The 15234-nt window shown below is 48.7% G+C and carries 8 protein-coding genes and 4 pseudogenes; 10 read left to right on the top strand and 2 right to left on the bottom strand.

Going from position 1 to position 15234, the window contains the following annotated elements; genetic code table 11:
- Window positions 1–41 precede the first annotated feature (41 nt).
- From sdhC to sucD, 8 genes and pseudogenes are all read left to right on the top strand, one after another.
- Complete coding sequence (sdhC, locus tag KHX94_RS01800) at window positions 42–437, top strand: succinate dehydrogenase cytochrome b556 subunit (protein ID WP_213682156.1); 396 nt, start codon at window positions 42–44, stop codon at window positions 435–437.
- Window positions 431–811, top strand: a complete 381-nt coding sequence (gene sdhD, locus KHX94_RS01795; RefSeq protein WP_213682155.1) for a succinate dehydrogenase, hydrophobic membrane anchor protein — start codon at window positions 431–433, stop codon at window positions 809–811. The genes sdhC and sdhD overlap by 7 nt, the downstream gene beginning before the upstream one ends.
- Window positions 778–2547 carry a succinate dehydrogenase flavoprotein subunit gene (sdhA, locus tag KHX94_RS01790; RefSeq protein WP_213682154.1) on the top strand — a complete coding sequence of 590 codons (1770 nt, stop codon included), beginning with the start codon at window positions 778–780 and terminating at the stop codon, window positions 2545–2547. Before sdhD ends, sdhA begins: the two co-directional genes overlap by 34 nt.
- A 12-nt stretch (window positions 2548–2559) precedes the next feature.
- Window positions 2560–3267 carry a succinate dehydrogenase iron-sulfur subunit gene (locus KHX94_RS01785; RefSeq protein ID WP_213682153.1) on the top strand — a complete coding sequence of 236 codons (708 nt, stop codon included), beginning with the start codon at window positions 2560–2562 and terminating at the stop codon, window positions 3265–3267.
- A gap of 188 nt (window positions 3268–3455) precedes the next feature.
- Window positions 3456–6277: pseudogene (sucA, locus tag KHX94_RS01780) on the top strand (2-oxoglutarate dehydrogenase E1 component).
- Between the two features lie 26 nt (window positions 6278–6303).
- A pseudogene (odhB, locus tag KHX94_RS01775) lies at window positions 6304–7499 on the top strand (2-oxoglutarate dehydrogenase complex dihydrolipoyllysine-residue succinyltransferase).
- Window positions 7500–7579: 80 nt separating this feature from the next.
- A complete protein-coding gene (gene sucC / locus KHX94_RS01770; RefSeq protein ID WP_213682152.1) occupies window positions 7580–8746 on the top strand; it encodes an ADP-forming succinate--CoA ligase subunit beta in 1167 nt (388 codons plus the stop codon).
- Complete coding sequence (gene sucD / locus KHX94_RS01765; RefSeq protein WP_213682151.1) at window positions 8746–9618, top strand: succinate--CoA ligase subunit alpha; 873 nt, start codon at window positions 8746–8748, stop codon at window positions 9616–9618. Before sucC ends, sucD begins: the two co-directional genes overlap by 1 nt.
- Window positions 9619–9731: 113 nt before the next feature.
- On the opposite strand, the pseudogene fur reads toward sucD, so the two are convergent.
- Window positions 9732–10165 (bottom strand): annotated as a pseudogene (gene fur, locus KHX94_RS01760) (ferric iron uptake transcriptional regulator).
- A 247-nt stretch (window positions 10166–10412) separates the two neighbouring features.
- Here fur and cobB point away from each other — a divergent pair.
- A complete protein-coding gene (gene cobB, locus KHX94_RS01755) occupies window positions 10413–11132 on the top strand; it encodes a Sir2 family NAD+-dependent deacetylase (RefSeq protein WP_213683292.1) in 720 nt (239 codons plus the stop codon).
- Window positions 11133–11618: 486 nt separating this feature from the next.
- The gene (locus KHX94_RS01750) at window positions 11619–13637 is read left to right on the top strand and encodes a multiheme c-type cytochrome (protein WP_213682150.1); all 2019 of its coding nucleotides are present in this window, start codon (window positions 11619–11621) and stop codon (window positions 13635–13637) included.
- 150 nt (window positions 13638–13787) lie between these two features.
- On the opposite strand, the pseudogene bioA reads toward KHX94_RS01750, so the two are convergent.
- Window positions 13788–15106 (bottom strand): annotated as a pseudogene (gene bioA, locus KHX94_RS01745) (adenosylmethionine--8-amino-7-oxononanoate transaminase).
- Window positions 15107–15234 lie beyond the last annotated feature (128 nt).

Here is a 15234-nt window from a genome sequence, read left to right as displayed (position 1 = left end):
TCGATTTTTATCAAAATCGCTTCATATAACAAAAATGCTCAATGGAGCTGAGTGAGCAGAACGTGAAAAAGCAAAGACCTGTCTATCTTGATTTGCAGACCATTCGCTTCCCGGCGGCTGCAATCGTATCCATCCTCCACCGAATTACTGGTGTCATTATGTTGTTTGCTGTCGGTATCCTGTTGTGGTTGCTAAACGCATCATTACAGTCAGCCGAAAGCTTCAATCACTTACAATCACTGCTGGATAGCTTTTTGATGAAGTTTATCCTTTGGGGCATTCTAACCGCGCTTGGGTATCATTTATTGGGTGGCTTGCGCCATCTGGTGATGGATACTGGACGTTGGGAAGAGTTGGCTTCCGGTAAAGCCTCGGCTAACGCAGTGTTTGTGTTGGCAATTGTCTTTTCAGTATTGGCGGGAGTATGGGTATGGTAACCAATGCCGCGAGTTTCGGACGCAGTGGTGTCCATGATTTCATAATGTTGCGTGCCAGTGCCGTGATACTGGCTTGCTATGCCGTATTTCTGGTGGTGTTTGCCGCTGTAAGTTCCCCTCTCACTTATGCTGTGTGGCATGGATTATATGCTGCATTGCCCATGAAAGTGTTTACGCTGCTGGCTTTGATTGCGCTGCTGATCCACGCTTGGATCGGTGTTTGGCAGGTGCTCACTGATTACGTCAAAAATGTCTCACTGCGCGGTGTTTTGCAGTTTGTATTTGTGGTGACTGCCTTCGTTTATCTGGCAGCCGGCATACTGATTGTTTGGGGGTATAAGTGGCTATTCCAGTTCGCGAATTTGATGCAGTAGTGATAGGTGCCGGTGGCGCTGGTATGCGTGCTGCATTGCAGATTTCTAAAGAAGGCAAGAGCTGCGCGCTGTTGTCTAAAGTATTTCCAACTCGTTCTCATACTGTGTCTGCCCAAGGCGGCATCACCGTTGCTCTGGGCAATGCCCATGAGGATAACTGGCAATACCATATGTATGACACCGTGAAAGGTTCTGACTTTATCGGTGATCAGGATGCCATTGAATATATGTGCCAGACTGGCCCTGAAGCGGTTATTGAGCTGGAACATATGGGCTTGCCTTTTTCCCGTTTCGACAATGGCAAAATATATCAGCGTCCTTTCGGTGGTCAGTCACGTAATTTCGGTGGCGAACAGGCTGCCCGTACTGCCGCTGCGGCTGACCGTACCGGTCATGCGTTGTTGCACTGTCTTTATCAACAGAACGTAAAAAATAAGACCCAGGTATTTTCCGAATGGTATGCCTTGGATTTGGTAAAGAATGAAGATGGTGTGATTGTCGGTTGTACCGCCCTGGAAATCGAAACTGGCGACATTGTTTACTTCAAGGCTAAAGCAACTGTGCTAGCAACCGGTGGTGCTGGGCGTATTTTCGCGTCGACTACCAATGCACATATCAATACTGGCGATGGTGTCGGCATGGCTGCTCGTGCTGGCGTGCAGTTGCAAGATATGGAAATGTGGCAGTTCCATCCTACTGGCATTGCGGGTGCCGGGGTGTTGGTCACTGAAGGCTGCCGTGGTGAAGGTGGTTATCTGCTGAATAAAGATGGCGAACGTTTTATGGAACGTTATGCGCCAAATGCCAAAGACTTAGCCTCTCGTGATGTGGTTGCCCGCGCGATGATGACCGAAATCCGTGAAGGTCGTGGTTGCACCGATGGCGATATTGGTCCGCATCTTAAGCTGAAACTGGACCACTTGGGTAAAGAAACGCTGGAAGCTCGTCTGCCAGGGGTATGCGAACTGTCTCGCACCTTTGCTCATATCGATCCGGCTGACGGCCCAATCCCGGTAATTCCTACTTGTCATTATATGATGGGCGGCTTACCAACTCGGGTAACTGGACAAGTGATTCATCGTAATACCGATGGTACCGAGCAGGATGTTAAAGGTCTGTTTGCTGTTGGCGAAATCGCTTGTGTATCTGTCCATGGCGCTAACCGTCTGGGCGGTAATTCGCTGTTAGACTTAGTGGTTTTCGGCCGCGCAGCGGGCCATCACCTCGGCGAAGTGCTGAGCGATGGTGAAACCCCTAAAGCAGCAACTGAAGCTGAAATTGCTAAATCGCTGGAACGTCTGAACCGTTGGGAAAGCAATAAAGACGGTGAAGACCCCTTCAAGATCCGTAAGGATCTGCAGATGTGTATGCAGATGCATTTCTCGGTATTCCGTACCGGTGAAGCCATGGCCGAAGGGCTGGAAGAGCTGCAACAGATCCGTCAGCGTCTGGCAAATGCCAAACTGTCTGACAACTCCAAAGAGTTCAATACCCAACGTATTGAATGTCTGGAACTTGATAATCTGATGGCGACCGCCATTGCTTCTGCTTATGCGGCTAACTTCCGTACAGAAAGTAGAGGCGCTCACAGCCGTGAAGATTATCCAGAGCGTGATGATGCCAACTGGCTGTGCCACAGCTTGTTTGACCCGGTGAGCGAAACTATGGATCGCCGTCCGGTTAACATGGCGCCTAAGTTCCGTGAAGCGTTTCCACCGAAGAAACGTACCTACTAAGGAGTTGTACAGATGAAATTGGATATTGCCGTTTATCGTTACAATCCTGATGTAGACAATAAACCCTACATGAAGGATTACAGTCTGGATATTCCAGATGGTTCTGACTTGATGGTGTTGGATGTACTGTTAAAGCTTAAAGAGCAGGATCCATCACTGGCCTTTCGCCGCTCTTGCCGTGAAGGCGTCTGTGGCTCTGACGGTATGAACATGAATGGTAAGAATGGCCTTGCCTGTATTACCCATGTGTCTTCTTTTAAAGGCAAAAAATTGGTCATCAGACCCTTGCCAGGCATGCCGGTAGTACGTGACCTTGTCGTCGACCTGAGTCAGTTCTATAAACAGTATGAAAAGATTAAACCGTACCTGATTAATGATGGTAAACAACCGGTTCGTGAGCATTTGCAATCTCCTGAAGAGCGCGCACACTTGGATGGTTTGTACGAGTGTATTATGTGTGCCTGCTGTTCTACCGCTTGTCCATCATTCTGGTGGAACCCTGATAAGTTCGTTGGCCCCAGTGGTTTGCTGCATGCGTATCGCTTCCTGATCGACAGTCGCGATACCGCCACAGAAGAACGTCTGTCGGAGCTCGACGATGCGTACAGCGTATTCCGTTGTCATGGCATCATGAACTGTGTTGATGTTTGTCCGAAAGGTCTGAATCCGACCAAAGCTATCGGGCATATCAAGTCCATGTTGTTGAATCGGGCGGTATAAATGCAAGAAGACGGCCAATCATCCATACTGGTATAGGCTCGTCTAGAGTCACTTCTTCGGCATGAGGAGGTGGCTCTATTTTGTATGTAAAGGACAACAATTGCCGCGCAATACGGAGATTTCTCTGGCGGTCTTTATCTGATGAAACATCAGGCAATGCACGTATACCAAGATTGAAAGGAATAGAAATGCACCAAGGCATCATGAAAGCTTGGCTCGAGACCTCCCACTTGAACGGAGCCAACTCGACCTATGTAGAAGAGATGTATGAAGCCTATCAGGAAGACCCAGAGTCAGTCTCCGCGGACTGGCGCGAAGTCTTTGATAACCTCCTCCCATCAATGGTGCGTCATCCGATGTACCGGAAGCAGCCCACTCCAAGATCCGCGACTATTTCCGAGCTTTAGCTATGGAAGGACGCCACAAAGGTGTCGCCCGAGTATCAGATCCTGAAGTTGATGCCAAGCAGGTTAAGGTTCTACAGCTCATCAACGCTTATCGGTTCCGCGGCCACCAAAACGCCAGTCTCGATCCGTTGGGACTTTGGAAGCGTGACAAGGTGGCGGAGTTGGATCCGGCGTTTCATGGTTTGACCGCTGACGATATGCAGCGTGAATTCAACACCGGTTCGTTTGACCACGGTGGCGAAACCATGAAACTGGCTGACTTACTGGCCGCACTTAAAGCGACTTACTGCGGTTCTATCGGTGCTGAATATATGCACATCACCGATACCGAAGAGAAACGTTGGATCCAGCATCGGCTGGAACCAACCTCAGGTAAAGCCAGTTATGATCAGAAGGTAAAACACCGTATTCTCGAAGGTCTTAACGCCGCCGAGGGGATGGAAAAGTATCTGGGGGCAAAATTCCCAGGGGCTAAACGTTTCTCGCTGGAAGGCGGTGATACCTTAGTACCTATGCTGCGCGAGATTATTTATCGTGCCGGGGATGCTGGGACCAAAGAGATTGTTATCGGTATGGCTCACCGTGGCCGTCTGAACGTGCTGGTGAATGTGCTTGGCAAACGGCCCGCAGAGTTGTTTGACGAATTCGCCGGTAAACACCATGACAGCCTTGGTTCTGGTGACGTGAAATACCATCAAGGGTTCTCATCAGACTTTGAGACTCCCGGAGGCAATGTGCATCTGGCGCTGGCCTTTAACCCATCACATCTGGAAATTGTGAATCCGGTAGTGATGGGGTCAGTGCGTGCGCGTCAGGATCGTCGCGGTTGCGCTGATGGCCTGCAAGTTATGCCTATCACCATTCATGGTGACTCGGCTATTACAGGGCAGGGCATTGTGCAAGAAACCTTTAATATGTCGCAAACTCGGGCATATAAGGTTGGCGGTTCCATCCGTATCGTCGTGAATAACCAGGTGGGCTTTACGACCTCTAACCATCAGGACGTGCGTTCTACTGAATATTCTACCGATATCGCCAAGATGGTGCAGGCCCCTATTTTCCACGTCAACGCTGACGATCCAGAAGCGGTTGCCTTTATCGCACAACTCGCGGTGGATTTCCGTAACACCTTTAAGCGTGACATTTTGGTTGATCTGGTTTGTTACCGTCGTCACGGTCATAACGAAGCGGATGAACCGAGTGCTACTCAACCGCTGATGTATAGCAAGATCAAGAAGCATCCAACCACCCGTAAAATCTACGCTGACAACCTTATCAGCCAGCAGAGCATCTCTGCCGAAGAAGTGACAGCCATGGTGAATAATTACCGTGATGCCTTGGATAAGGGTGACTGTGTCGTCAAAGAATGGCGACCAATGACGCTGCATACAGTGGACTGGACGCCTTATCTGAATCACGAATGGGATGAAGCCTATGATGCCGCAGTGCCTTTAGCGCATCTTAAAGAACTGGCCACCAAAATCAGCGACGTGCCCGAGGGGTTCAAGCTACAGTCACGGGTTGAGAAAATCTATACCGATCGCAAGAGCATGGCCGAAGGCGAGAAACTACTGGACTGGGGCGCGGCCGAAACACTGGCTTATGCAACGATTCTGGAGCTGCGCAAGCGGGTTCGGATCAGCGGGCAGGACTCTGGCCGAGGCACTTTCTTCCATCGTCATGCGGTACTGCATAATCAGAATGATGGTACTACTTATCTGCCATTACGTAATGTTGCCGATAAGCAGGGGCCATTTGATATCAATGATTCGGTGTTGTCTGAAGCCTCAGTGCTGGCATTCGAATATGGTTATGCCACTGCTGAACCTGAAGGCTTGGGTATTTGGGAAGCGCAGTTCGGTGACTTTGCTAACTGCGCCCAGGTAGTGATTGACCAGTTCCTGTCTTCAGGTGAACAGAAGTGGGGACGCTTGTGTGGCCTTACCCTGTTATTACCTCATGGTTATGAAGGTCAAGGCCCTGAACATTCCAGTGCCCGTCTAGAACGCTTCCTGCAACTTTGTGCTAACCACAATATGCAAGTGTGTGTACCTTCGACTCCTGCGCAGGTTTACCACATGTTGCGACGCCAGGTTGTTAGACCTATGCGTCGTCCACTCGTGGTGATGTCACCTAAATCACTGTTGCGTCATCCTTTGGCGGTTTCTTCATTAGAAGAACTGGCACAAGGGACTTTCCAGAACGTGATTGGTGAGATTGATACGCTTGACCCCAAGAAAGTAAATCGTGTCGTGTTCTGTAGCGGTAAGGTTTATTACGAGCTGCTGGAACGTCGTCGCAAGGAAAATATTGATAATGTTGCCATTATTCGTATCGAACAGTTGTATCCGTTCCCTCACGAAGAACTGGCGGGCGTGTTGGCTGAATTCCAGCATGTGAAAGATTTTGTATGGTGTCAGGAAGAGCCACAGAACCAAGGCGCCTGGTATTGCAGCCAGCACCATTTCTGGACCGCAATTCCTAAGGGCGCGCAACTGAGTTACGCTGGGCGTGACGCTTCGGCAGCGCCTGCGTGTGGCTACCCAGAATTGCACACACACCAACAGGAATCTCTGATCATCAGCGCATTGAATCTGAAGTAATAAATTTTTAAAAAGGAAAGCGTTCCATGAGTATCGAAATCAAGGTACCAGTTTTGCCAGAATCCGTAGCCGATGCGACTATTGCCACCTGGCATGTGAAGCCCGGTGAGGCGGTGACCCGTGATCAGAATCTGGTGGACATCGAAACCGATAAAGTTGTGTTGGAAGTGGTAGCTCCGGAAGACGGTTCTATCAGTGAGTTTCTGGCACAGGAAGGGGACACAGTATTGGCCGAACAGGTCATTGCTAAATTTACCCCAGGCTCAGTTGTCGGACAGGAAGTGACTAAAGCTCAGGCCGAAGCCAGTGCGCCTAAAGCGGAAGCCGCTAGCGAAGATGCAAGCACCGATGCGCTGAGCCCCTCAGTGCGCCGTCTGGTGGCCGAACATAATGTAGACCCAAGCAAAATAAAAGGGACTGGCGTTGGCGGCCGCATCACCAAAGAAGATGTGGAAGCCCATGTGAAATCCGCCGGCAAAGCGGCTCCTGCCGCAGCACCTGCTCCGGTAGAGTTGGCTGGCGATCGCAGTGAAAAACGGGTACCGATGACACGTCTGCGTAAGACTATCGCTACCCGGTTGCTGGAAGCGAAAAACTCTACCGCAATGTTGACCACTTTCAATGAAGTCAACATGAAGCCAATCATGGATATCCGTAAGAAATATCAGGATGTGTTTGAGAAAAACACGGTATCCGTCTGGGCTTTATGTCGTTCTATGTTAAAGCGGTTACCGAAGCATTAAAACGCTATCCAGAAGTAAATGCTTCACTCGATGGCGATGAACTGGTGTATCACAACTATTTCGATGTCAGCATCGCAGTATCAACACCACGTGGTCTGGTAACCCCAGTATTGCGTGATACCGATACTTTGACCCTGGCTGATATGGAAAAAGCCATCCGCGATCTGGCCATTAAAGGCCGTGACGGCAAGCTGACTGTAGACGATATGATGGGCGGTAACTTCACCATTACTAATGGTGGCGTGTTCGGCTCCTTGATGTCTACACCTATCCTGAACTTGCCACAGAGTGCGATTCTGGGTATGCACGCAATTAAAGATCGTCCGATGGCTGTAAATGGTCAGGTGGAAATCCTGCCCATGATGTACCTGGCTCTTTCCTATGACCACCGCATTATTGATGGTCGTGAGTCAGTCGGGTTCCTGGTAACAATTAAAGACTTACTGGAAGACCCAACCCGTCTGCTGCTTGACCTGTAAGGGGAACTACAGGCAGTGATCTCGTAGCTGGCTCGCTTGCGGGCCAGTTGGACTGAAACGTTGTAAACGGATAAATCATCATGAATTTGCATGAGTATCAGGCAAAAGCCTTATTTGCTGAATATGGTTTGCCAGTGTCTGAGGGTGTCGCTTGCGATACACCTCAGGAAGCAGTGGAAGCTGCTGGTCGCATTGGCGGCGACAAATGGGTCGTAAAATGTCAGGTGCATGCCGGTGGCCGTGGTAAGGCTGGTGGCGTAAAGGTAACTGGAGATAAAGAAGAAATCCGCGCCTTTGCTGAAAAATGGCTGGGCAAGAATCTGGTTACTTATCAAACCGATGAAAAAGGTCAGCCCGTTGCCAAAATACTGGTAGAAAGCTGCACTGACATCGCTAACGAATTGTATCTGGGCGCAGTGGTTGACCGTGCTTCTCGTCGCGTAGTGTTTATGGCATCTACCGAAGGTGGTGTGGAAATCGAAAAAGTGGCGGAAGAAACGCCAGAACTGATCCACAAAGCCGTAATCGATCCGATTACTGGCCCACAGCCATTCCAGGGCCGTGATTTGGCATTCAAACTGGGGTTGAATGCCAATCAGGTGAAACAGTTCACCAAGATCTTTATGGGTCTGGCGACCATGTTCCTGGATTACGATTTTGCCCTGTTGGAAATCAACCCACTGGTCATCACTACCGAAGGCAACCTGCATTGCTTGGACGGTAAGATTGGTGTTGATAGCAATGCGCTGTTCCGTCAGCCCAAAATCAAAGACATGCATGACCCATCACAGGATGATCCACGTGAAGCCCATGCCGCTAAATTTGAACTGAACTATGTTGCTCTTGACGGTAACGTTGGCTGTATGGTGAACGGTGCAGGTCTGGCAATGGGTACCATGGATATCGTTAACCTGCATGGTGGCAAGCCCGCTAACTTCCTCGACGTAGGTGGCGGTGCCACTAAAGAACGTGTATCTGAAGCGTTCAAGATCATTCTGTCAGACAGCAATGTGAAAGCGGTACTGGTTAATATCTTCGGTGGTATCGTGCGTTGTGACATGATCGCCGAAGGCATCATCGGCGCAGTAAAAGACGTGGGTGTTAATGTCCCTGTTGTAGTGCGCCTAGAAGGTACCAATGCGGAATTGGGGGCTAAGGTGCTCGCTGAATCCGGTCTGGACATTATTGCTGCTAAGAGTCTGACCGACGCTGCTCAGCAAGTCGTTAAAGCTGTGGAGGGCAAATAATGTCAGTTTTAGTCAATAAAGATACCAAAGTGATCTGTCAGGGTTTTACTGGCGGTCAAGGCACTTTCCACTCTGAACAGGCATTGGCCTACGGTACACAGCTGGTTGGCGGTGTGTCTCCAGGTAAAGGCGGTACTACTCATCTGGGGCTGCCAGTATTTAATACCGTTAAGGATGCTGTTGCTGCCACTGGGGCGACTGCCTCGGTGATTTATGTCCCAGCTCCATTCTGTAAAGACGCCATTCTCGAAGCTATCGACAGCGGCATTCAGCTGATTGTTTGTATTACCGAAGGTATTCCAACTCTGGATATGTTGCAGGTAAAAGTGAAGCTGGAACAGACTGGTGTACGCATGATTGGCCCTAACTGCCCAGGGGTTATCACTCCCGGTGAATGCAAAATCGGTATCATGCCCGGTCATATCCATAAGCCAGGTAAAGTTGGCATCGTATCGCGTTCCGGTACGCTGACTTATGAAGCAGTAAAACAGACCACCGATGAAGGTTTCGGTCAGTCTACCTGCGTCGGTATTGGTGGTGACCCAATTCCAGGTACCAACTTCATCGACGTACTGGAAATGTTCCAGAACGATCCACAGACAGAAGCCATCGTCATGATTGGTGAAATCGGTGGTACTGCCGAAGAAGAAGCGGCTGCCTACATCAAAGCCAATGTGACTAAGCCTGTAGTGTCATACATCGCTGGGGTAACTGCACCAGCAGGTAAGCGCATGGGGCATGCGGGTGCTATTATCGCGGGTGGTAAAGGTACTGCTGCGGATAAATTCGCTGCGTTGGAAGCTGCTGGTGTTACAACCGTGCGTTCACTGGCGGATATCGGCAAAGCATTGCGTGAAAAGACTGGTTGGTAATCGCTGACCGGGTATTAAAAAGGCGCTGTTCAGCGCCTTTTTTCGTGGATGTTGTCCGAGAAAACAAAAAAGTCGACAGAGTGTCGACTTTTGCATTTAGATGTTCGAGCTATTTACTCTTCATCCCCATGATCGCATTTGCCATCGAGACTGGTACCGTACAGATACAAGCTGTGATTGGTCAGTTTGATATTGTGTTTGCTGGCAATCTCTTTCTGACGGCGCTCAATCACGTCATCAGTAAATTCCATCACTTTGCCACACGTCAGGCACACTAGATGATCATGGTGCTCTTGGGTCGCCAACTCAAATACCGCTTTACCACTCTCAAAGTGATGACGCGTTACAATGCCCGCATCATCAAATTGGTTGAGCACTCGGTAAACGGTTGCCAGGCCAATCTCTTCGCCCATATCCAGCAGCTTTTTGTACAGATCTTCAGCACTGATGTGCTGATTTTCGGGACCCTGCATCAACTCCAGGATCTTTACCCGCGGCAGGGTGACTTTCAATCCAGCTTTTTTAGTGCTTGATTTCCATCTGTCATGGCTTATCTCTTCTTGCGGAACCCTGGACAGACCAGACGGTTCGGAATTGGATATTAGGTTTCATTATATGGGGGTTATTCAGAAACTTAAACCTTTGTCGGTGTTTTTGCCAATATCCGTTACCCATTTAACTATCCTTGTGGTAAAAGCGAGTCTTAACAGTGTTTTTAGTGTGGTTATACCAAGGCACAATTGTTCCTCTGGCAGGCAGCGGGCAAGATGACCAAAAAACAACAGGGGTCGCAGATGTACCATCGTATTGTTGTACTTACAGGTGCCGGTATTTCGGCAGAGTCGGGATTGAAAACCTTCCGCGATCAGGACGGTTTGTGGGAAGAACATCATATTGAAGATGTGGCCACGCCGGAGGGGTATCAACGCAACCCGCAACTGGTAGAGCAGTTTTACAATCATCGTTGGCAACAACTCAATGATACAAACGTTCAGCCCAATGCCGCACATGTAGCGCTGGCGGAGCTGGAACACGCGTTTTCCGGTGAGTTATTCTTGGTTACCCAAAACGTTGATAATCTGCATGAACGTGCGGGTAGTCGCCATATGCTGCATATGCACGGCGAGCTTGGCAAAGGTCGATGTCCCCGGTCTGGGCAAATCTTTACTCTGCACGAACCTTTTGGCCCAGATAACTGCTGCACTTGCTGTATTCCAGCGCAGCGACTGCGCCCTCATATTGTTTGGTTCGGTGAAATTCCTATCGGGATGGATCGTATTCACAATGAATTAGAGCGCTGTGATTTATTTATCGCTATTGGTACCTCTGGTACGGTTTATCCAGCGGCAGGTTTTGTTGATATTGCCAGCCACCATGGTGCGCTCACGGCTGAAGTGAATATTACTGCAAAGGATCCTCACAGTTTATTTCATTTACATTATCAGGGAATGGCAAGTGAAACTGTGCCGTTATTAGTTGAGAAGATCCTAAAGGGCAGCCTTTTTAGTAAATAATGGGCTTATTTTAAATATTAGGTATATAAACCTTTGTTATTTTATTTCGGGATATCCGTCGTCTTAACAAGTTTTACCGATAGATTATAGGTGAAAATGATTTACAATATTTATATAATAAATTATCACCTTAATTATTAATAATAAAACTATTCTGTTGTTCATAATAACGCTGCTCTTAATATTTAATTAATTATTTTTTAAGAATTAATCAGGGTAAAAGATTTTTTATTAAGCTCTGTTTAATAAATCGATATTTCGTTAATTTTATTTTAATAGAGTTAAAGATTGTTTAAGTGTTCATAATTAAAGTTTGTTTTAGGTCAATTTTGTAAATAAAAACTTATCTGATACTTGCTGCGGATATTAAATCCAAAATTAACAATATTAATTAATTAAGGTAAATAAAGCTGACAGTATTTGCCATGACTTTTATTTGTCTTGTGCACGGTTGTTGCTGTCCATGGATTTACTGAGCAGGAGTAAATGATGAACGCAAAATACAGGAAACTGGCATTGCTGCTGGGGGCATTGATGTTAGGAGCTTGTGGTTCAGATGGTAAGGATGGTGCCGATGGCGCACCCGGAACGCCAGGGCTTCCTGGTGAACCTGGCACACCCGGACAGGATTACACCAAAGATCCTGTTACCACTTCACTGACCACAAATCTTGAAGTTCTCAGTTATAGTCTCAATGAAGGCTCTGTGAGCTACGAATTTGAAATTACTGATGAAAATGATAAGTTAATCAATGGGCTGCAAAGCGCAGAAGCCAAGATCGCGGCGCTGACCAGTAAAGGGTTTATCAATAATCGCGATGGTCTGAATGGTGGTGCGGCTACAATGAGCACTGAAGGTGCCGCGCTTGAAGTGTTAGGCGATGGTCACTACCGTTTTACTGCACCTATGCCTGCGGTAAATACCGCAACTGAAGGATTGGTCTGGCTACGTGTGGGTGGGGCGAATGGTAGCGGTATTGCCCGTTCTAAGGCGCTGATAGTTAATAAACCCGAAGGTGTCTTTTCCACAACTACCGAAAGTTGTTACTCCTGCCACGTAGACTACTCTGTGAGTCCGCGCCGCCATGCCAGTTATGTTGCTGAAGGGATGGATGGTGAGGTTAACTTTGTTGAAGGGTGTCTGGTTTGCCATGGCTCGGTGAGTCGCAGCTTTGAAGGTGGTGGCTATGCAACCAATACACTTTCAAAAATCGGTCATATTAACCATCAGGAATTTACTAAAGATTTCAGTGTGATGAACTGTAGTAGTTGCCATACAGAACTGACCGCTAACATCAATATTACCGGCCCTGGCTGTATCGACTGTCACAATACGGGGGTCACTACCCCAGGTGATATTCTGCCCGCCAATGGCCTTGATGTCCGGACTATGCACGCGAGTGCTGCTGGTATTACTCAGTTAAAAGCCCTGCGCACCCAATACACGGTTGCGTTATCGACTCCGGTTTCTGACGGTGCTGGTGGTTGGTGTTCAACTATCACTGTGACAGATGCTGATGGTGCTGTGGTCAATATTAGTGAAAACTACAACGCTGAAGCCTCGAATGAAGCTACTGCTGAAGAGGCTTCTTATATTGCGGGTAAACCTATTGTTTATGCGGGTGCATACCTGCACGCCTATGACAAAGGTGGCATAGTCGGTCGTCCAGGTGTTCGCAATAGTGAATCTAAAACGGACAATCCTGATGGCACTAGAACCGTTTGTTATGCTGCGGCCAATATCTCTACTGGCTATGAAAATGCCGGTTATATGTTCTCAGCCCGAGTAACTTTCTCTACTCCAGGCTGGAAATATTATGACGAAAACGTTCGCGGTCAGACTAACAATAGGATCCGTAGCCATGGTTATGATGGCTCTATGGGCGTGTCATTCACCGCATATTCCGATGTGGTCAATCCAGCTGATGGCAGCAAAATCTCCGGGTTTGAGCGCCGTCTGAATGTGAAAGCTGATAGCTGTACTACCTGTCACAACGATGGCACTGCATTCCACAAAAACGGTGCCTTTGATAACGGTGGTCAAGGATGTATCGCTTGTCACGGCAACGGGATGGCGCGTACTTCAGCAACCTATGGCCCAGGTTTTGGTCCGATGATCCATAGCTGGCACTGGGGTAATGGTGCAACCGTGGGTGAAGTTGAACAGAATGCTGATGGTAGCTGGGTTCAGACCAATAGCGCGAATGGTGCTAGTGCCATTAATCCGGCAGTAAGTTGTGTTGCTTGCCACGATGGCGTTGTCGATCTGTATGCCGTTCCTGCCCAGTTCATTCTGGAACCCAGCAGTAAGATGACCAGCCCAATAACCGCTAACTGCTATGCTTGCCACACTAATGAGTCCGCACTAAATCACATGCAACAGAATGGTGGTGAAGTTTCGGTGGATGCCGTTGGTGAATGGTTCAAGACTCCAACCATGGAATCCTGTGCAACTTGTCATGGTGAAGGTAAAACTTTCGGTATCGATAAATATCATCGATTCTGAAAGTAACTGAATATCCGGCAGTCTATGGCTGCCGGATATCCTGGGGGTATTCCCCAACGGTTCCTGTGCCCTTCAATGCATAGGTGATTGGAATTACAGTCCCTTGTTGCCAATCAATTTTTTGCGGCCTGAGCGATCGGGCCGCCTTTTTTAACCGTGACTTACTATCTGCCGCTGGCTCGACGTCATCTTAGGTAACAGCGCCGCAACTTCCAACATGGCATGGGTCAGTTTACTCAACTGCGCCGAGCTAATGATGTAGGGCGGCATGATGTAGATAAAACGGTTGAAGGGGCGTATCCAAACGCCGCGTTTGACAAACTCACTTTGCAATAACCCACTGTTGACGGGTTCATGTAATTCCAGTACGCCTATCGCTCCCAACACTCTTACCTCTTTGACAGCGGGAAGCTCGGCAGCCGTTGCCAGTTGCTGTTTAAGCTGTGTTTCGATAGCACTAACTTGTCGTTGCCAGTCGTTATTCGCAATAAGCGCTAAACTGGCCGTTGCTGCACTGCATGCTAAGGGATTTGCCATAAATGTCGGCCCATGCATGAAAGCTCCGGCCGGTGAATCACTAATGCCGCGGCCACTTCATCGCTGCATATGGTTGCTGCTAGGCTGATGTATCCACCCGTGAGTGCTTTACCTATACACATGATGTCAGGACTGATCCCCGCATGATCACAAGCAAATAACGCTCCGGTGCGGCCAAAACCGGTAGCTATCTCGTCAGCAATCAGCAACACGTGATACTGGTGACAAAGTTCCCGTGCGGCCTTGAGATATTCAGCACTATAAAACCACATGGCGCCTGCGCCTTGCATGATGGGTTCCAGGATGAGTGCTGCAATATGCGAATGATGTTGCTCCAGCAGTTGTTGCAAACCCGCAATATCTTCTTGGGACACAGGTTCACCAAAACGGCTCGTGGGGGCGGCCGCAAATAACTGCTGGGTGACGTTGTCACCAAACATGGTGTGCATGCCTTCTTCTGGGTCGCACACACTCATGGCGGCAAAGGTATCACCATGATAGCCGTGGCGAATCGTCAGTATTTTCTGTTTTAGTGGGGCATTTCGCCCTTGCCAGTATTGCAGCGCCATTTTCAGCGCAACTTCAACGGCGATTGAGCCGGAGTCTGCCAGAAACACCTTGGTCAGCGAGGGCGGCAATAACGCCAACAGTTGCCGCCCCAGTGCTATCGCGGCTTCATGGGTGATACCGCCAAACATCACATGGCTCAATTTTTGGAGTTGCTGCTGCATGGCGTTAACAATAGCGGGGTGCTGGTAACCATGGATACAAGCCCACCAGGAGCTGGTGCCATCAACCAGTGCTTGACCGTTGTCGCGCATGAGCAGGGCTCCACTTGCCGACGTTATCCCAAAGACTGGCGCAGGAGCATGCATGGAACTGTAAGGGTGCCATAGGTGCTGCTGCTCAAATTGATAGTCAATAATGTTCATTAAATAATCACTTGTAAACTAATAATGATTTAATGCGTTGACTGATATCGACGCCGGGGTATGCTAGCCAAATTAAAAACTACCTTCAAGCCGTTTTATCAAGGTCAGTCGTCTTCAACAGGAATCGT

The organism is Shewanella dokdonensis (assembly GCF_018394335.1).
Lineage (GTDB): Bacteria > Pseudomonadota > Gammaproteobacteria > Enterobacterales > Shewanellaceae > Shewanella > Shewanella dokdonensis.
Note: the sequence above shows the minus strand (reverse complement) of the source record. Positions and strands in the feature narration are given on the sequence as shown.